Here is an 18,264-nt window from a genome sequence, read left to right on the forward strand (position 1 = left end):
TGCCCACCCCCGATGCCCCCACGCCCCGGGGCGCACCCGGTGGCGATGCGGCGGGGACAGGCCCGGATGGGAGTGGTGGTAGCCAGCCCGGTTCCGGCGGCGGGGCGAGCGAGGTCTATCGCCTCGAGGCCACGGGCCATGTCCATGCCTTCAACACGAACGACCAGGCATGGGGCGACCACGCGGTGTATGACATGGACCAGGCCATTCTGGTCCTGACCGGCCAGCACCTGAAAATGACCGCGCCACAGGACATCCTGACCGCGCGTGACGTGCTGGAATACCATTCGCACGAGCACATGTCCGTCGCCCGGGGCAACGCGACCCTGACCACCAATGACGGGCGGCAGATCCGCGCCGATGTCCTTGTCGGCTATGACCGGCCCAAGGCCCAGCGCGGCCACCCCCATGAAAACACGGACAGTACGGGCACCATTCACCCCGACATGGTGCCTGATGCCTCCCAGCCCGACACGGCGCACCATGCTGCTCAGGCCACCCCGGCGGCCGATGAGAAGCCCGCCCCCGGCGCAGGCACGATGGACCACGTGAACGCATTCGGCCATATCGTGATCCGCACCCGCACCGAGACCGTAACGGGCGACCGGGGCGTATATGTGCCCGACACCGGCATTGCCCGGCTGGTGGGCAACGTGCATATCACACGTGGGGAAAATCAGGTCAGTGGCTCCGCGGCCATCGTGAACATGCATACCGATATCGCGACGCTGACGGACAGCCCCGGTTCACGGGTCAGTGGTCTGGTCATACCGAACCAGGCCGGCAAAGGTGACAAGGGATCAGCAAAATGAACATGACAGCCACGGCGGATGCCCCCGACACCACCAGCGAGCAGGTTGCCCCCCCTTCCACCGGGCTGATCGCCAGCGGCATTGGCAAGAGCTACAAGAAGCGGCAGGTCGTGCGCGATGTCTCGCTACAGGTGCAGCGTGGCGAGGCCGTGGCCCTGCTCGGCCCCAACGGCGCAGGCAAGACCACCAGCTTCTACATGATCGTGGGGCTGGTGCGGCCCGACATGGGTACCATCACGCTGGATGGCGCGGACATTACCCAGTTGCCCATGTACCGCCGCGCGCGGATGGGTATTGGTTACCTGCCACAGGAATCGAGCATCTTCCGTGGGCTGAATGTCGAGCAGAACATCATGGCCGCACTCGAGATTGTCGAATCCGATCCCGACCGGCGGCAGACCATGCTTGATGGCCTGCTGGGGGAATTCGGCATTACCCGGCTGCGCCATTCGCCCTCGCTCGCGCTGTCGGGTGGTGAGCGCAGGCGCCTCGAGATCGCGCGCGCGCTGGCCAGCCAGCCGCATTATGTCCTGCTGGATGAGCCGCTGGCGGGTATCGACCCCATCGCGGTGGGGGAAATCCGCGATCTGGTCGCCCACCTCAAGGACCGTGGCATTGGCGTGCTGATTACCGACCACAACGTGCGCGAGACGCTGGAAGTGATCGACCGGGCCTACATCATGCATAGCGGGCAGGTTCTGACGGAGGGGCGGCCCGAGGAAATCGTGGCGAACGAGGATGTGCGCCGCGTCTATCTTGGTGAAAAATTCACCCTTTAGGCTTACGGGTGGCAACCTGTAGCGGCAGGCGGGCATACAAGGCCCCTGCCGCATAAAAACCTGTCCCCTTTCATGCAAGGAAGGCATGGACAGCCACGGTGCAACCATGCCCAAATGAACCCGTTCGGGATCGTGTGCCCGACTGGTACAACGCAACAGCCACTATCATGCAGGCCGTACGGGAGCAGGAACGTCCCCCTTATACATAGCCATAGGTAACCGACGGTATCCCGCCCCCCGCACGTGACTGCGCTGTGATCATGTAAGGAGTTGCCCCTTATGCACATCAGTGTTGCCGGAAAGCAGATTGACCTGTCCGATGCCCTGAAACACCGGGTAAGCGCCCATCTGGACCGTATTTCGGAAAAGTATTTCGGTCAGGCGATGGAAGCGCGCGTCACTTTCAGCCGCGCCCGCTCGTTTTTTACCTGTGACATCAATATCCACGCCACGCGCGGCCTGACCCTGCGTGGCGAGGGCGAGGCCGCTGATGCCCATTCCGCCTTTGATGATGCAGCGGAACACATTGCCCGCCGCCTGCGCCGCTATCACCGCAAGGCCACCAACCACGGGCACATGAAAGCCCGCCAGCAGGTGCCCGAAATGGGGCGGGGCTACGTCCTGCGCCCCGGCATGGTCGAGGCCGCCACCGAGGAGGAAACCCCGGTTGAGGAGGAGGACACAGCCCTGCCCGCGACCGGCCCCTACGCCACTATCATTGCCGAGCACCCCACCGAAATTCCGACCCTGAGCGTGAGCGAGGCGGTCATGCGCCTTGACCTGGCGGACAGCCATATCCAGCTTTTCCGCAACAGCGCGACCGACACGGTCAATGTGCTTTACCGCAGGCCGGACGGAAATATCGGCTGGCTCGACCCGACGGGCGTGCAGACCCACTGAACAGCCTCACCAATGAAAAATGGCCCTGCCCGGTTCATCCGGGCAGGGCCATCGCGCCATCTGGCATGTTGAAAGGCTAGTGGAGCGGGACCGGTATCATCTCATGGCTGAGGATGGCGTTGATCGCCGCGTCACGGTCATCGGTCACGGCCATGGGGGTGCCGTCGGCCGCGTGGATGGTGAAGGCATTCGCCCCATCCACCTTGACCGCACGGATATAGGCCACCGATTCCACACCCAGGCCGCGCAGTTCACCGATGCTGATTTCATGCGGGTTGCCGACCGGCGTTTCCGGCTCGTTGTGCAGCAGTACCCGACCATTCTGTGTTGTCACTCTCATCGCGTCATCTCCTGCATCATGAAGGGGGAAGCCCCTTCCCATCTGCATCGCAACATGGGTCGTTACATTACGGCGCAGGCTGTCACTCCTCGTCAATCACCCTCACGACACGTTGCTTGCGCCCGGCGGGCACATCCACCACCGGCGGCACGCGTTCATGCGGCGGCGCCACGGGCGGGCGGGTGATCTCGATCTTGCGTACACGGACTTCAGGCTGCGGGCGTTGCAGTTCGATATGCAGCAGCCCGTTATCAAGCCACGCACCACCAACCTCGATTCCCTCGGCCAGTACGAACGCCTTCTGGAACTGGCGCGCCGCTATGCCACGATGCAGGAAAATCCGGCCCTGCCCGTCATCACTCTGCCGCCCGCGAATGACGAGCTGGTTGTCTTCCTGCGTGATGTGCAGGTCTTCCATCACGAACCCGGCCACTGCCAGCGTGATGCGCAGTGTCGTTGGACTGACCTGCTCTATGTTATAGGGCGGATACCCGTCCGACGCATTTTTCGATGCGCGTTCCAGCATCTGCTCCAGATGGTCAAACCCCAGAAACATGGGTGACCCGAAAACTCTTCCCGACAAATCGGCCTCCTCTGCTCGAGCGAGACAAGAAACGGAGAAAACGGACCCGAAACGGCATCCGCCTCCCGTCCCTTCACGATATGGGAGAATAACAGGCATACGCAAGGGGACCCCATACGAAAGGCGAACAGCACCGCCATCGGCTTTTTGGCGCCATCACCTCTGGCATCGCACAGGCGGAAACGCTAAATGGCGAACTATGATTGATCATGATGTCATCGCTCAGGCGACCCCCATGCCGATCCTGGTCGCACCCCAGGCGGTCCTGCGCCAGAAAACCCGCCTTGTCCGCCCCGAGGACATGAGCGAACTGCGCACCACCATCCCCCGCATGTTCTCCGCCATGTACCAGGCCCCCGGCATCGGGCTGGCCGCCCCGCAGGTGGGGCTGGGCCTGCGCTTCGCCATTGTGGACGTGTCCGACAGGGATGAAGGCCGCAACCCGATCGTGCTGATCAACCCCGAGGTGATTGCCGAGACGGACAGCATGGCCGCGCGGGAGGAGGGCTGCCTGTCCCTGCCCAACCAGTATGCCGAAGTCATCCGCCCCGAGGCCGTGCGCGTGCGCTATCAGGACATGGAGGGCAAGCGCCATGAACTCGAGGCCGATGGCCTGCTGGCCACCTGCCTGCAGCATGAGATCGACCACCTGGAGGGCATCCTGTTCGTTGATCACCTGTCCACGCTCAAGCGCAACATGATCATGCGCCGGCTGGCCAAGGAACAGCGCCAGAAGCACTGACCCCGCCCGCGCCCACCTGCCGGAGCCTGACGTGAGCGGACGGTTCCGGCCCAGCCTGAACGGACCCCACACCACATGCGACTGGCCTTCATGGGCACGCCCGACTTTGCCGTACCGGCCCTGCATGCCCTGCACGCGGCCGGGCACGAGATCGTAACCGTCTATAGCCAGCCCCCCCGCCCGGCGGGCCGGGGGAAGAAACTGCGCCCCTCCCCCGTGCATGAGGCGGCGCTGGCGCTGGGCATTCCGGTACGCACGCCAGCGGGCCTGCGCCGCAATACGGAAGAACAGGCGCATTTCCGTGCCCTGCAACTGGATGCCGCCGTGGTCGCGGCCTACGGACTGATCCTGCCCGCCACGATGCTGGACGCCCCCGTTCACGGCTGCCTGAACATCCATGCCAGCCTGCTGCCGCGCTGGCGGGGGGCCGCCCCCATACAGGCCGCCATACTGGCCGGTGACAGTGAAAGCGGTGTCACCATCATGCAGATGGATGCCGGGCTGGATACGGGCGCCATGCTGCTGCGCGACCGCGTGGCGCTGACGGAGCATACCACCGCCACCAGCCTGCATGATGATCTGGCCGCCATGGGGGGCCGCCTGATCGTGGAAGCCCTGCGCCTGCTGCCCACGACCGGCACGCCGCAGCCGGAAACCGGCGTGACTTACGTGCAGCGCCTGAGCCGGGAGGACGGGCGCATTGACTGGACCAGCCCCGCCATCCAGATCGACCGACAGGTCCGTGCCCTGACCCCGTGGCCCGGCACGTTTACCGTGCTGGACGGGCAGGTCATCAAGATCGGTGCGGCAATCCCCGCACCCGGCACGACACAGGCCCAGCCGGGCACGGTTGTGGATGACCGCCTGCTTGTAGCCTGTGGCGCGGGCACGCTGCTGCGCATCACCCGCCTGCAACGCCCCGGGCGTGGCATGATGGATACGGCCGACTTCCTGCGTGGGCAGGCTGTCCCCCCCGGCACATGCTTCGGCACGGAGGCAGGCGATGCCTGAAGCCTCCGCCCCCCGCCCCGGTGACGCCGCACCGCCATCCGTATGCCGGTGGGCCGTGCTGATGGAATATGATGGCCGCGACTTCATCGGCTGGCAGCGCCAGCCGGTGGATAGCCTCATATCCATACAGGGCCTGCTGGAAGGGGCCGCGCGCAAGCTCACCGCAGGCCGGAACGTGCCCAGCATCACCGCCGGACGGACCGATGCAGGCGTGCATGCCAGCGGGCAGGTCGCGCATCTGGATTTTCCCGCCGATGTCACGCTGTCCAGCGCGACGGTGCGCGACGGGCTGAATTTCTACATGAAGCCGCACCCGGTGGTCATCCTCATGGCGCGTCCGGTGCTGCCGCAGTGGAATGCCCGCTTTTCCGCCAATGCGCGCGCCTATCGCTACCGTATCCTCAACCGCGCGGCGCGCCCGGCGCTGGAGGTGGGGCGCGTCTGGCACGTCAAGTCACCGCTGGATGTCTCGCTGATGCAGCAGGCCGCCAGCGCGTTGAGGGGGCGGCATGATTTCACATCCTTCCGCGCCACGGCCTGTCAGGCCCGCAGCCCCATACGCACGCTCGACCAACTCGATGTGCGGCGAGAGGGCGAATATGTCGTGATCGAAACGCGGGCCCGCTCGTTCCTGCACCATCAGGTCCGCAACATGGCGGGCACGCTGAAACTGGTGGGCGAAGGCCGATGGGCGCCCGAACGTGTGGAACAGGCCCTTGCCGCGCGTGACCGCCGGGCCGCTGGCCCCACCGCCCCGCCAGACGGGCTATGCCTGACGGAAGTGGGGTACGAGGACAACCCCTTCACCCGCTAGCACCCCGCCCCTGCACCGGGGCGGGCGCGGATGTCAGTGGCCGCCGCCCTGCTGCTGCATGAGCAGGGGATACAGGAATTCGTGCCAGGCTCGCTGATCGGGTGAGAACAGCGCCGTCACGGCGGCCAGCAGCCCAAGGCTGCCAATAATGGCCAGCACCAGCAGCACGGCCTGCCCGCGCCGCAGCAGCAGCCCCACCCGTGCCACGTACCATGTCAGCCACAGGCTGTAGGCGAACTCGATCCCGTTCAGGATCAGTTCACCCGTGGGCGATTCCAGCAACTGCGGCGACGCCAGCGCCATCAGCAGCGCCACCACCAGCCCCGCAAGCAGCGTGACCCAGTCCGTCCACCATGCGGCGGTGATATAGCGCAGCCACAGCCCCTCGCGCTTCCAGCGCTTCGCCAGCGCATGGGTCACCACCGCGGGCAGCAGGATCAGGCATAGTGCAAACAGCACCTTGACCCCGCTTATGGGCTGCGGGGCATAGCCAATGGTCAGCCCGCCGCCAACCAGCCACAGCGCAAGCCGCGGCGCCAGCGCCGACAGCACGGAATCGCGCGTATTGCCGAAATAGGCGATACCTTCCGCACGGCCCCGCCCGAGCAGCAGCATTCCCCGGAGGATACCGCCTAGCCCCGCTCCATTCGGGTCGGGAGATGGGCCGCGTTCAGACATTAGCGCATTACCTTTTCAAGAAAACCGGCATAGATCGCCGTCAACTGCTTCAGGTCGGCCAGACTGACATGCTCGTCCGCCTTGTGCATGCTCGTTCCCACCAGCCCGAATTCGGCCACGGGGCAGTAACGGCTGATGAAGCGGGCATCGGACGTGCCGCCCCCCGTATCAAGCCGGGGCACCTGGCCGGTCACGTCGCGCACGGCGGCCCGCAGCGCCTCCACCGGTTCATGTGGTTCGGTCAGGAAGGATTCGCCACTGATCGCGATGTGAATGTCAGCCCCCGGGGCATGCCGGGCGGTAACGGTACGTATCCAGCCCGACAGATCCGCCCCGGTATGCAGGTCATTGAAGCGGATGTTCAGCCGCGCCACAGCCCGGGCGGGAATGACATTGGTGGCCGTGTTGCCCACATCAATGCTCGTGACCTGCAGGCTGGAGGGCTCGAACCACTCGCTGCCCGTATCCAGCGGGGCCGCCGTCAGTTCACCCAGTAGCGCCAGAAGCCGGTGCACGGGATTATCCGCGCGGTGCGGATAGGCCACATGCCCCTGCGTTCCGTTGACGGTGATGCGGGCGTTCAGGCTGCCACGCCGGCCGATCTTGATGACCTCCCCCATCCCGGCAGGATTGGTCGGTTCACCCACAAGGCAGAAATCGGGTATCTGCCCCTGCTTTTCTATCCATTCCAGCACGCGCACGGTGCCGTTGGTGGCGGGGCCTTCCTCATCACCGGTAATGAGCAGGCTGATCGAACCCTGTGGCCGTGGATGCCGGTTCAGGTACAGCCTGACCGCCGCGACAAAGGCGGCGATGCCACCCTTCATGTCGCACGCGCCGCGCCCGAACAGGATGCCGCCATGGATTTCCCCACCAAAGGGGTCATGACTCCAGTCAGCATCCCCCACGGGCACCACATCCGTATGCCCGGCAAAGCACAGATGGGGCTGGCCGGTGCCAATGCGCGCGAACAGGTTGGGCGTGCGGGCCGCGCCCTCGCCAAACGGCAGAAGGGTCACGCTGAAGCCGATCCGCTCCAGCACAGCGGCCAGCGCGGCAATGCCGCAGCCATCATCGGGCGTGACGGAAGGGCAGCGGATCAGGTCACGCGCGAGGGTGACAACACCACCGGGGTCCTGTTCCGTGATGGCCATTCCGTCATCGCTCATGCCGTTCAGCCGCGCAGCAGGTCGTTGATCGACGTCTTGGAGCGGGTGCGCTCATCCACGCGCTTAACGATCACGGCGCAATCCAGCGACGGCAGCGGCTTGCCATCGGCCGATGTCGCCTGGCGCGGCGGCAGCGTGCCGGGCACGACCACGGAATAGGCCGGGACGCGGCCCATGAAGACCTCACCCGTGGCGCGGTCCACGATCTTGGTGGAGGCGCCAAGGAACACGCCCATGGACAGCACGCTGCCACGTTCGACCACCACGCCTTCCGCCACTTCGGAACGTGCGCCGATGAAGCAGCCGTCCTCGATAATGACGGGTGCGGCCTGCAGCGGCTCCAGCACGCCGCCAATCCCGACGCCACCGCTGATGTGGCAGTTCTTGCCGATCTGCGCGCAGCTACCGATCGTAACCCACGTATCGACCATCGTGCCGCTATCGACATACGCACCGGCGTTGACAAAGCTGGGCATGAGCACGACACCCGGCGCGATGAAGGCCGAACGGCGCACGATGGAACCCGGCACCGCACGGAAGCCCGCACCAGCAAATGCCGCCTGGTCCCAGCCCGCGAATTTCAGCGGTACCTTGTCATAGCTCGGCGCACCGGCGCCACCACCTTCAACCAGGCGGTTGTCATTGAGGCGGAAGGACAGCAGCACGGCCTTTTTCAGCCATTCATTGACAACCCAGCCATCGGCCCCCGGTGTCGCGACACGCAGCTTGCCGGAATCCAGCGCCGAAAGCGCGGCCTCAACGGCATCACGGTCAGCGCCGGTGGTGGCGGTGGACAGCGTCTCGCGACGCTCCCACAGGGCCTCGATCTGGCTCTGGAGGGATGTATCGGTCATGTTTGCAAAATCCTGTATGGGGCTGCTCCCCCCGGCGGAAGCCACCGGGGCCGGATCAATTTGACTGCGGACCATGCGAAGGATCATGGGCAATGTCAACGATTGCCCCGATCCCCCCTGCCATGGATACAGCCGGTCACGCGCCGCGGATCAGCGTTCCGGGGCCAGCTTCGGTGAACAGTTCGAGCAGGCAGGAATGCTGCACCCGGCCATCAAGGATGACGGCGGCCTTGGCGCCCGCGCGCACGGCCTCGAGGCAGGTCTCGACCTTCGGGATCATGCCGCCGGAAATCATGCCACTGGCAATGCCACGGCGCGCGTCTTCCGCCGTCAGTTCCGGGATCAGCTTACCCTCACCATCCAGCACGCCGGGCACGTCCGTCAGCATGAGCAGGCGGCTGGCGTTGATCGCCCCCGCAATCGCGCCCGCTGCCGTATCGGCATTGATGTTGTAGGTCTCGCCCTGTTCACCCACGCCGATGGGCGCGATGACGGGGATCAGGCCCGAGCCGGACAGCGCATAGATCACGCGCGGGTCGATGCGGGTCGGTTCACCCACAAAACCCAGATCCAGCAGGCGATCGGTCTCGACACCGCCCTCACGCGCGCGGCGCTGGAGCCTGCGGGCGGAAATCAGGCCGCCATCAAGGCCGGAAATGCCCACCGCCAGCGCACCGGCGCGGTTAATCAGGCCCGCCACCTGCTTGTTCACCTTGCCACCCAGCACCATCTCGATCACGTCGATCATGGCGGCATCGGTCACGCGCAGGCCGTCGATGAAGGTGGATTCGATCTGCAGGCGCTTGAGCATGGCGCTGATCTGCGGGCCGCCGCCATGAACCACCACGGGGTTGACGCCAACCTGCTTGAGCAGCGCGATGTCATGGCCAAACGCGGTGGAAAGCGAGGTATCGACCATCGCGCTGCCACCATATTTCACGACCACCGTATCACCCGCATAGCGGCGCAGATACGGCAGCGCCCTGGCCAGAACCTCGGCCCGTACCTGTGCTTCCCGGTCGCCCGGTCCTGTTCCTGTCATCCGAACGGTCCCTTCGCTCCTGACTGCTGAATATCCATGCCTGCCGACCACGCCACCATGGGCCGGAACTACATTCCCGCCCGCGCCGGGTTGGCCAGGCGGGCCAGTTCCGCTCGCAGCACCTCTATCCCCATGCCGGTCTGGCTGCTGGTGGCCAGTACCTCAGGGAAGGCGGCGGCATGCGTGGCCACGACCTCGCTGACCGCACGCAGCTTGGCCGCAAGCGCATTGGGCTTTGGCACGTCACATTTGGTCAGCACCACCTGAAACGTCACGGCGGCGCGGTCCAGCAGCTTCATGATTTCCCCATCCGACTCCTTGAGCTCCACCCGGCTGTCCAGCAGCAGCACGACGCGGCGCAGCGTGGGCCTGCCGCGCAGGTAGGAGAACATCATCCCCTGCCAGTCATCCTTGACGTCCTTGGCCGCCTTAGCGAATCCGTAGCCCGGCATGTCCACCAGCGTCAGGCGGTCGGCCAGCTCAAAGAAATTGAGCTGCTTGGTCCGCCCCGGCTGCGAGGACGCACGCGCCAGCGCCCGCCGCCCGGTCAGGGCGTTGATCAGGCTGGACTTGCCCACGTTGGAGCGGCCCGCGAACGCGATCTCGGGCAGGAGCGGGTCAGGAAGCTGGCCCAGCTTCTGCGCGCCGAAGACGAAATTGAACTCGCCCGAAAACAGCACGCGCCCGATTTCCCGGTCGCGTTCCTGTTCTTCCGGCGTCGGTGTGGGGGAAGTGAAATCCACCATCTTGGTCCCTGTGGTTATTTCTTCCCGGCCGGAAGTGCCGTCTTGCCGCCCGCGCCCCGGTTCATGCGCCGCTGGATGACCGTCTGCTGCGCCATGGTGAGCAGGTTGTTCCAGCAATAGTAGATCACCAGGCCCGAGGGCTGCCGCGCCATGAAGAAGGTGAAGATGATCGGCATGAACTGGAACATCTTCTGCTGCGCCGGGTCAGCCGCCGGGGCGGGGTTGAGACGCTGCTGGGCAAACATGGTCAGCCCGAACGCGATGGGCCACAGGCCAAGCTGGAGCATGGGCGAGATGACCGACGGGTCCCAAGGGATCAGCCCGAACAGGGTGAACAGGTTTGTCGGGTCAAATGCCGAAAGATCGTGAATCCAGCCAAAGAAGGGCGCATGGCGCATCTCGATCGTGACGTACAGGTCCTTATAGAGGCACCAGAACACCGGGATCTGCAGCAGCATGGGCAGGCAGCCGCTGGCGGGGTTGACACCTTCCTGCTTGTACAGCCCGATCATCTGCTGGTTGAGCGCCATCTGGTCATCCTTGTAGCGCTCACGCAGGGCTTTGATCTTGGGCTGGAGCTGGCGCATCTTGCCCATGGAGTGGAACTGCTTGGTCGCCAGCGGGAAGAACAGCGCCTTGACCAGCAGGGTGAACGCCATGAGTGCGAGGCCAAAGTTGCCCAGCATGGTGTTCAGCCAGTCCAGCACGGTAAAGATCGGACGCGTCAGGAACGCGAACCAGCCGAAATCCACCGCTTTCCAGAAATCGGGGATATGCAGGCTGGACTCGTATTTTTCCAGCAGCGGCACTTCCTTCGCACCGGCAAAGACATGGCTGGCGGTAGCCGCCTCGCCACCCGCCGCGACCACCAGCGGCGCGCGGGCGGTAAAGCCCACCTCATACGTGCCCTTGTCGCCCCCGGCGGACTGGTAGGCATAGTTACCCGCCACGTCGCTATCCTGCTGCGGGACCACGGCGGTCAGCCAGTACTTGTCGGTAATGCCGGCCCAGCCGCCCTGGCCCGACTTGCTCCACGCGATGTTGCCCGGCGGCACGGCACCCTTGCGCAGGGACTTGTACGAGCTTTCGTCCAGCCTGCGGTCAATGACCGAGATCGGCCCCTCATGCACAAGGTAGCCACCCGTCTCGACCGGCGTGTAGCCGCGCTCCACGCGTGAGAACGGGTAGAGGGAAACAGCCTCGCCACCGTGGTTGATCACCTTCTGCGTCACCGAGAACATGTAGTCGTGGTCGATGGCGACAGTAATCTGGAACACCTGGCCCTGCCCGTTATCCCAGCTCAGGGTCACGGGCTGCGCCTGTGTCAGCGTGTCATGGTCGGCGGTCCACAGGGTGTTGGAGTCCGGCACGCGCACCTGCGCGCCGCTGACATTGGCCCAGCCGACCTCGACGAGGTTGGGCTGGTCCTTGCCGCGCGGCTCCAGCACGCGCACCAGCGGGCTGCCGTCCTTTACGGTCTCGTGATAGTTCTTGAGCACGAGGTCATCGAGACGCGCGCCACGCAGGTCGAGCGAGCCATGCACCCGGTCGGCGTCGATCGCGACGCGCGGGTCGGACCGGCCGTCATCCGCCACGGCGGCTGGAGTCGGGGCCGCACCGGCATCCGCCACGGGCGGCAGGGCGGGCGCGCCTGCGGGGGCCTGCTGTTCCACCGTCTTATGGTTCTGCTGAGGCAGGAAATACTCAAAACCAACCAGCACCACGGCAGACAGTAATGTTGCCACCATAAAACGCTTGATATCCATCAGCGACCCGCCAGACTTTTACTGTTTTTTATGGAGTCATGCATGCCACATCCACAGGCCGTGCCGGGAACGGGGTCATGACCACCCGCATTCCACGGGTTGCAGCGCAGGATGCGCCACCCGGCCAGCACACTGCCCCGCATCGCCCCATGTTGGGCAATGGCGTCGCGTGCGTAATGACTGCATGAAGGAACGAAACGGCAATGCGCGCCCCACACGGGGCGGATTACCAGTTGGTACGCGCGGATGAGCGCGCGCAACATTCGGGCGGCCAGACCTGGGGAAGACGTAATCACGATTCTTCCTTTACTCCGGCCTTGCGCAGGGCCTTGCGATAATCGCCCATAAGGGCATCGAATCGCCGCCCGCATGTGCCGGACCGGCCAATGACCACGATATCAACGCCCGCAAGCGCCGTTTCGCGGCCGACCAGCCTTACAACTTCCCGCAGGCGTCGCCGCGCACGATTGCGCACGACGGAGTTGCCCACTTTTTTGGTAACGGTAAAACCGTACCGGGCAGCTTCCGTGTCACCGCGTTCAAGCGCCTGTAGCACCAGTCCCGGCACGGGAGCCTTGCGGCCTTTTGCCGCAACCCGCAGGAACTCGGCACGTTTTTTAAGACGCGTGGACTTTTCGGCCACTTTAAGCCGCCCCTTTGTAGAGACATTCATGGTTCCGGGCACAAAGGCACCCGGAACGTACAGACGTCACCTGCCTCAGGCAGAAAGACGCTTGCGGCCCTTGCTGCGACGGTTTGCAACAACTTTGCGGCCACCAACGGTTTCCATACGCGAACGGAAGCCGTGGCGACGCTTGCGGACCAGCTTCGAGGGTTGATACGTGCGCTTCACAACGGCACTCCCAGATTGACAATGACAGACAGGTTACGGAATAAATTCCACAGGCCCCGTATGACACGGAAGGCCCGAGCGGCGCCTTATACTGCCGCTTTCCGGCAACGTCAATGCTGCCGGTCCTTTCTGCCCGAACCGGATGGATTTCATGACCACTCCCGCCCATGACCCCGCCCCCGCCATGGATGACGCGCTGCGGCGGCATATCCATGACATCCGGGGCCATCTCTCACCCGCCATGCTGCAGGCGGATGTGCTGGCGCTCAGTCAGGACGCGGCCACCCGCAAGGCCGCACAGGCCATTCTGGACGCGCTGGACGCCGCCACGCGCGACCTTGCGGCCATGCGCCGCCTGCTGGGCACGGGCCGGCCGTAACAGCCAGCCCCCTGAAACCTCAGCGCTTTTCGATCAGTTCGATCTTGTAGCCGTCCGGGTCTTCCACAAAGGCGATGACGGTGGTGCCGAACTTGACCGGCCCCGCCTCACGCGTGACCTTTCCGCCACCCGCACGCACCTTTTCCACCATGGCGGCGACATCGGGCACGCCCACCGCAAAATGGCCGAATCCGGTGCCAACGTCATAGCCATCATCCTGACCCCAGTTATAGGTCAGTTCGATTTCGGCCTGCCCGGCCTCGTTATCGCTATAGCCGATGAAAGCGAGGGTGTACTTGCCTTCCGGCACTTCCTTGCGGCGCAGTTCATGCATGCCCAGCAGGCGATAGAAGGCCAGGCTCGCATCAAGGTTGCGCACGCGCACCATGGTATGCAGGTAGGTTCCCATTCTTACGTTCTCCCTTCGGGTTATTTTTCGTTCCCGCTATTGATGCCCATCAGGAACAGGCCCGCCTCATCCGCCATGTCGATGCACGCGGCAGGGTCGGTAATGAGCGTGGCCCCGGCCTCAAGGGCGATGCCACGCAGCCCCGCCGCCATGGCGCCCGCAAGGGTGCGTGGCCCGATTGTCGGCAGATCGGCACGCCGTTCCTGACCCGGCTTGGCCATCTTGACCAGAACACCACCGGGACGGTCAGGTTGCCGCAGGGCCGCGACACGTTCAAGCATCCGGTCCGTGCCTTCCAGCGCCTCGACCGCCAGCACGAGTCCCCCCTGCACCACGCAGCCCTGGCCGATATCCAGCGCGCCAAGCTGGCGGACGACCTTCCGGCCAAGGTCAATATCCGCGCGGGCGGCATCATCGGGTGCCATCCGCCCCATCACCCCATGCCGCGCAACGGAGCCTGCCAGATATTCATGCGCGCCACGAATGGTGAACCCTTCCTCGCCCAGCACGCGCACGATCGCGCCCAGCAGGCCGTCATCACCCGCAAACAGCGCCTTGCCGATACGCGCGAGAATCCGCGCACCCGTCGCATCAGGCCGCAGGTTGAGAAAGGAGGGACGCCGCACCGGGCCGATCAGCACAAGGTCACGGCATCCGTGCTCGTGCAGCGCGGACAGGATTTCACCCGCCGCAGCCAGCCGGATCATACGATGGGGCCAGGGGCCGATCACATCGGGCTCGGCAAAACCTTCAAACCCGACAATGAAAACGCGCCCACCCGCCTGCGCCACCGCGCGGGCGACCTGACCGGGCAGCGGGCCGCCGCCGGCCAGAATGCCCACACAGGGCGTATCGGGGCGAGACAGCGCCGGTTCAGGCGCCATCACTCTCGATCATGTCCCCGCTCTGGACACGCACAAGGCCGCGATGGCTGGGGGCTGCGATAAAATCAAGGATTTCAACCACGCGCGCATCATCGGCATAGGCCTTGCGCACATGCTCCAGACGGTCCTGAAACACTGCCCCGGTGGCGTGGGCCACCTTGGGATACAGCGCACGGAAGGCCTGGCGCATCCGCCGTATCTCATCAGGCATGACGCCGTTGCGGCGCAGCCAGATCCAGTGCAGCCCAACCAGACGCGCGCGGTTGCCCAGCACGCTGCCATAGGGGATGACATCGGCCTCGACCCCACACACGCCGCCCACCAGCGCCGCATGGCCAATACGCACGAACTGGTGCAGCGCCGCCGCCCCCATGATGCGCGCATCGTCACCAATCACCACATGGCCGCCCATGACCACGTTGTTCACGATAATCACGCCCCGACCCAGTGTGCAGTCATGCGCCACGTGGGAGTTGGCCATGATCAGGCAGTCCTCCCCGATGCGGGTCATGCCCGTGCCGGTGGCCGTGCCGCGATGGATGGTCACGTTCTCACGTATGGTGGTGCGCGCGCCGATGTTGCAGCCGGTCGGCTCGCCCCTGTATTTCAGGTCCTGTGGGGCCATGCCCACGCTGGTGAAGGGGTAGCAGACAACGCCCTCGCCCAATGTGGTGTGACCGTCGACGACCACATGCGAGATCAGTTCGACATTATCCCCGATCACGACATCCGGCCCGACCGTGCACCACGGCCCGATCCGGACCCCGCTGCCAATCCGGGCATGGCTGGATACGATGGATGACGGATGGATTTCAGGCGACTTCCCACGCCGTTCATCCATCTGGGTACCGTTAGGTGAACTTCCTGCCAGAATAGCCTCCCTCGCCGCAGGTAACCATGGGTTACAGACCCAAAGGCCGCCACCCGTCCCCTCCCCCCTGGGGCAGGACGATGGTCGCGGCCATTTCGTGCAGGATTAGCCCATGATCATGGCGCTGAACGTCGCCTCGGCAACGGAGACGCCATCAACCCGCGCCACACCCTTGAACTTCCACACATTGGCGCGGCTGCGTTCTTTCTCGACATGAATGCGCAGCTGGTCGCCCGGGCCGACAGGGCGGCGGAATTTCGCGCCGTCTATCGTCATGAAATAGACCAGCTTGCCTTCAAACGCCTGTCCAAGCGTCAGCACCACCAGGGTTGCCGCCGTCTGGGCCATGGCCTCGATGATCAGCACGCCCGGCATGACAGGGCGCGCCGGGAAGTGCCCCTGGAAATGCGGTTCATTCACCGTGACATTCTTGATGCCGACCGCTGACTGCCCCAGCACGATATCAACCATGCGATCAATCAGCAGGAACGGATAGCGATGGGGAATCGCTTCCATGATCCGCATGATGTCAATCGATTCCAGGACCGCAGGTATTGCGTCCGCGGGCAATGCCTCTACTTCTTTATCCACGTCGTCCAACCACTTGTTCGGTCAGGAGGGAAGCCTGCCACCAGACGGAACAGGCGCCTCCTACCGGTTGAATATCTGACAGCGACAGGCAATCAGGCTTTGTCGGCCTTTTCGCTACCTCCATCCTGCGTCGTTTTTTTGGCCATCCGACGCAGAAACGCCACATTCCGGAAAAACTCCCGAAATGGCATGGCCGGGCTGCCGATCACATCGGCCCCGGCCTCCACATCGGACATGACACCACATTGCGCCCCGATCCGGGCCTTGGCACCGATCTTGATATGTCCGATAAGCCCGGCCTGCGCCGCGACCGTCACGAAGTCACCCAGTTCGGTCGAACCGGAAATACCAGCCTGGGACACCACGATACAACAGCGTCCCAGCCGCGCATTATGGCCAATCTGCACCAGATTGTCGAGGCGCGAGCCAGCGCCGATCACGGTATCACGGATCGAGCCGCGATCCACGGTGGAATTGGCCCCGATCTCGACCCCGTCCTCCAGAATGACACGGCCAAGCTGCGGCACGCTCTCGAAGCCTTCCGGCGTTACCGCAAAGCCGAACCCGTCCTGCCCGATCCGCGCACCGGGCAGCAGCGTCACGCGCTCGCCCAGCAGGGCATGGGAAATGGCCACATGCGCGCCGATACGGCAGCGTGCCCCAATTTCCACGCCCGCGCCAATGGTGACATGCGCGCCAATATCCACGCCCGCGCCAACACGCACCCGGTCACCCAGCACGGCAAAGGGACCGATGGCGGCGGTCGGGTCAACATCACACCCTTCCCCCAGCACCGCCGTGGGGTGAATGCCCGGCTGGACCGGCGGCGGCGGGTAGAACAGGGAAGCCACGCGCGCCCAGGCCTGATACGGCGCGCGGGAGACGAGAACCGCCGCATGGGCGGGCACCTTGTCGGCAAAGGCGGGGGCGACGATCACCGCCCCGGCCCCCGTCCCCTCCAGCAGGGGGAGATAGCGCCGGTTATCAAGAAAGCTGACCTGATCGCGCGTGGCGGACTGAAGCGGCGCGATGCCCGTGAACTGGCGGCCCACACCCGCGCCATCAGCCGCGGGCCGCAGCTCGGCCCCGCTGCACTGCGCCAGCGCCTCCAGCCCGAAAGGCCCGTGCGTTACGAAAAAACGCGAATCACCCGGTACGTTATCCGGCGTCACTGTCATCAAACAGACCTTAATGCTTGGCAGGCGCGGCCGGGGCGGGCGTGTTGGCGTCCGCCGTGGTGGGCATGGTGCCCGATTTGGCCAGTACCTCGGGGTCCACGTCGGCAGCCGGGATGAAGACCGTGGGCAGCACCGCATTCAGCTCGCTGGCCACCTGCTGCGTGATGTCGAGGCTTTCCTGGCTCAGGGCGACCTGTTCACGATGCAGCACAAGGTTCATGCCACGGCTGGCCGCGACCTGCCGGATGATCTGGACCAGTTCACGCTCGATCTGCCCCAGCGAGACCTGTGCCGCTTCCTGAATGATGCGGTTGCGGTTGCGGAAATCCTTCTGCGCCGCGATCACACGTTCCTGCAGCTTGCGCTCACTGGCCTGGATCTGGTCAGACGACATGGTGCGCGCCTGGCCCTGCAGCTTCTGCTGCTCATCACGCCAGCCGGCCTGCTCCTTCTGCGCATCATGCGCCAGATCGTCACGCCGGGCGCCAAGCACGCGCTCGGCCTGCTGGGCGGCGGAAGACAGGCGCATGACATCAGGCACGCTGATCACGCCGATGATCGGGGCCGGGGGCGGCGCACTCTTGGCCACGTCCGGCGCCTTGGGCACGGGCGGCAGGGGCAGGATCGGCGGGTTCTGCGACTGCGCTTCCTCGCTATCGGCGGCGGGTGCGGCGGGCAGCGGCACGGGGGCTGCGGCCTCATGCTGGGGAGCATGTGCGGCGGGCTGGGAGGCCTTGGGCACGAACCAGCCGGCATTCCCCCCTCCCGCGCTTTGGGCATGCGCCCCCGGCACGATCAGAGTTCCCCACCCGAGCAGAGCGGTTGCGGCAAGCAGACGGATGCCGGATTTACGCAACATTATC

General features: G+C 64.9%; 24 protein-coding genes. 7 read left to right on the top strand and 17 right to left on the bottom strand.

The features are described 5' to 3' along the window. The 3 genes from DY926_RS02105 to hpf form a co-directional block, all read left to right on the top strand. The coding region (locus tag DY926_RS02105) for an LptA/OstA family protein (protein ID WP_241503010.1) at positions 1-812 on the top strand (812 nt) is incomplete at its 5' end. Beyond that, positions 809-1,591, top strand: coding sequence for an LPS export ABC transporter ATP-binding protein (gene lptB, locus DY926_RS02110; RefSeq protein WP_116701881.1), 783 nt, complete (start codon positions 809-811; stop codon positions 1,589-1,591). The genes DY926_RS02105 and lptB, both read left to right, overlap by 4 nt. Before the next feature lie 279 nt (positions 1,592-1,870). Continuing rightward, on the top strand, positions 1,871-2,491 hold the full coding sequence (gene hpf / locus DY926_RS02115) for a ribosome hibernation-promoting factor, HPF/YfiA family (protein ID WP_116701882.1): 621 nt from the start codon (positions 1,871-1,873) through the stop codon (positions 2,489-2,491). 76 nt (positions 2,492-2,567) lie between these two features. On the opposite strand, the gene DY926_RS02120 is transcribed toward hpf, so the two are convergent. Further along, positions 2,568-2,831, bottom strand: a complete 264-nt coding sequence (locus DY926_RS02120; RefSeq protein ID WP_116701883.1) for a DUF1150 family protein — start codon at positions 2,829-2,831, stop codon at positions 2,568-2,570. A gap of 82 nt (positions 2,832-2,913) precedes the next feature. Next, positions 2,914-3,387, bottom strand: a complete 474-nt coding sequence (locus tag DY926_RS02125; protein ID WP_116701884.1) for an Hsp20 family protein — start codon at positions 3,385-3,387, stop codon at positions 2,914-2,916. A gap of 226 nt (positions 3,388-3,613) precedes the next feature. Between DY926_RS02125 and def the strand changes: the two genes are divergently transcribed. From def to truA, 3 genes are all read left to right on the top strand, one after another. Further along, entirely contained in the window at positions 3,614-4,156 is a 543-nt protein-coding gene (gene def / locus DY926_RS02130; RefSeq protein ID WP_116701885.1) for a peptide deformylase, read from the top strand. Between the two features lie 75 nt (positions 4,157-4,231). Continuing rightward, positions 4,232-5,167 (top strand): methionyl-tRNA formyltransferase, encoded by a 936-nt coding sequence (gene fmt, locus DY926_RS02135; protein WP_116701886.1) that lies wholly within the window; start codon positions 4,232-4,234, stop codon positions 5,165-5,167. After that, positions 5,160-5,981 (top strand): tRNA pseudouridine(38-40) synthase TruA, encoded by an 822-nt coding sequence (gene truA, locus DY926_RS02140; RefSeq protein ID WP_116701887.1) that lies wholly within the window; start codon positions 5,160-5,162, stop codon positions 5,979-5,981. The genes fmt and truA overlap by 8 nt, the downstream gene beginning before the upstream one ends. A 33-nt stretch (positions 5,982-6,014) precedes the next feature. On the opposite strand, the gene DY926_RS02145 is transcribed toward truA, so the two are convergent. The 9 genes from DY926_RS02145 to rpmH all read right to left on the bottom strand — a co-directional run bounded on the left by DY926_RS02145 (position 6,015) and on the right by rpmH (position 13,089). After that, positions 6,015-6,659, bottom strand: a complete 645-nt coding sequence (locus DY926_RS02145) for a hypothetical protein (RefSeq protein WP_186336042.1) — start codon at positions 6,657-6,659, stop codon at positions 6,015-6,017. Next, the gene (dapE, locus tag DY926_RS02150) at positions 6,659-7,813 is read right to left on the bottom strand and encodes a succinyl-diaminopimelate desuccinylase (RefSeq protein WP_116701889.1); all 1,155 of its coding nucleotides are present in this window, start codon (positions 7,811-7,813) and stop codon (positions 6,659-6,661) included. Before dapE ends, DY926_RS02145 begins: the two co-directional genes overlap by 1 nt. Positions 7,814-7,833: 20 nt before the next feature. Continuing rightward, positions 7,834-8,682: a 2,3,4,5-tetrahydropyridine-2,6-dicarboxylate N-succinyltransferase gene (dapD, locus tag DY926_RS02155; RefSeq protein WP_116701947.1), complete on the bottom strand. Its 849-nt coding sequence runs from the start codon at positions 8,680-8,682 to the stop codon at positions 7,834-7,836. A gap of 136 nt (positions 8,683-8,818) precedes the next feature. Then, positions 8,819-9,724, bottom strand: a complete 906-nt coding sequence (gene argB, locus DY926_RS02160) for an acetylglutamate kinase (protein ID WP_116701890.1) — start codon at positions 9,722-9,724, stop codon at positions 8,819-8,821. Between the two features lie 68 nt (positions 9,725-9,792). Then, positions 9,793-10,470 carry a ribosome biogenesis GTP-binding protein YihA/YsxC gene (gene yihA, locus DY926_RS02165; protein WP_116701891.1) on the bottom strand — a complete coding sequence of 226 codons (678 nt, stop codon included), beginning with the start codon at positions 10,468-10,470 and terminating at the stop codon, positions 9,793-9,795. Between the two features lie 14 nt (positions 10,471-10,484). After that, entirely contained in the window at positions 10,485-12,236 is a 1,752-nt protein-coding gene (yidC, locus tag DY926_RS02170) for a membrane protein insertase YidC (protein WP_116701892.1), read from the bottom strand. After that, positions 12,236-12,499 (bottom strand): membrane protein insertion efficiency factor YidD, encoded by a 264-nt coding sequence (gene yidD / locus DY926_RS02175; RefSeq protein ID WP_196778562.1) that lies wholly within the window; start codon positions 12,497-12,499, stop codon positions 12,236-12,238. The genes yidC and yidD overlap by 1 nt, the downstream gene beginning before the upstream one ends. A 29-nt stretch (positions 12,500-12,528) precedes the next feature. After that, positions 12,529-12,909 (bottom strand): ribonuclease P protein component, encoded by a 381-nt coding sequence (rnpA, locus tag DY926_RS02180; protein WP_408886026.1) that lies wholly within the window; start codon positions 12,907-12,909, stop codon positions 12,529-12,531. Positions 12,910-12,954: 45 nt separating this feature from the next. Further along, the gene (rpmH, locus tag DY926_RS02185) at positions 12,955-13,089 is read right to left on the bottom strand and encodes a 50S ribosomal protein L34 (RefSeq protein ID WP_007399178.1); all 135 of its coding nucleotides are present in this window, start codon (positions 13,087-13,089) and stop codon (positions 12,955-12,957) included. A gap of 151 nt (positions 13,090-13,240) precedes the next feature. On the opposite strand from rpmH, the gene DY926_RS02190 reads away from it, so the two are divergent. Continuing rightward, positions 13,241-13,468 carry a hypothetical protein gene (locus DY926_RS02190; RefSeq protein ID WP_241503011.1) on the top strand — a complete coding sequence of 76 codons (228 nt, stop codon included), beginning with the start codon at positions 13,241-13,243 and terminating at the stop codon, positions 13,466-13,468. Positions 13,469-13,487: 19 nt separating this feature from the next. On the opposite strand, the gene gloA is transcribed toward DY926_RS02190, so the two are convergent. From gloA to DY926_RS02220, 6 genes are all read right to left on the bottom strand, one after another. Beyond that, positions 13,488-13,877, bottom strand: coding sequence for a lactoylglutathione lyase (gene gloA, locus DY926_RS02195; RefSeq protein ID WP_116701896.1), 390 nt, complete (start codon positions 13,875-13,877; stop codon positions 13,488-13,490). 20 nt (positions 13,878-13,897) lie between these two features. Beyond that, positions 13,898-14,761: an LpxI family protein gene (locus tag DY926_RS02200; RefSeq protein WP_116701897.1), complete on the bottom strand. Its 864-nt coding sequence runs from the start codon at positions 14,759-14,761 to the stop codon at positions 13,898-13,900. After that, on the bottom strand, positions 14,751-15,602 hold the full coding sequence (gene lpxA / locus DY926_RS02205) for an acyl-ACP--UDP-N-acetylglucosamine O-acyltransferase (protein WP_116701898.1): 852 nt from the start codon (positions 15,600-15,602) through the stop codon (positions 14,751-14,753). Before lpxA ends, DY926_RS02200 begins: the two co-directional genes overlap by 11 nt. Before the next feature lie 135 nt (positions 15,603-15,737). Continuing rightward, positions 15,738-16,223, bottom strand: coding sequence for a 3-hydroxyacyl-ACP dehydratase FabZ (gene fabZ, locus DY926_RS02210; protein WP_116701948.1), 486 nt, complete (start codon positions 16,221-16,223; stop codon positions 15,738-15,740). Between the two features lie 92 nt (positions 16,224-16,315). Next, entirely contained in the window at positions 16,316-17,401 is a 1,086-nt protein-coding gene (gene lpxD, locus DY926_RS02215) for a UDP-3-O-(3-hydroxymyristoyl)glucosamine N-acyltransferase (RefSeq protein ID WP_116701899.1), read from the bottom strand. Positions 17,402-17,411: 10 nt separating this feature from the next. Continuing rightward, complete coding sequence (locus tag DY926_RS02220; protein WP_116701949.1) at positions 17,412-18,260, bottom strand: OmpH family outer membrane protein; 849 nt, start codon at positions 18,258-18,260, stop codon at positions 17,412-17,414. Positions 18,261-18,264 lie beyond the last annotated feature (4 nt).

This window comes from Komagataeibacter melaceti (assembly GCF_003403295.1).
GTDB classification, from domain to species: domain Bacteria; phylum Pseudomonadota; class Alphaproteobacteria; order Acetobacterales; family Acetobacteraceae; genus Komagataeibacter; species Komagataeibacter melaceti.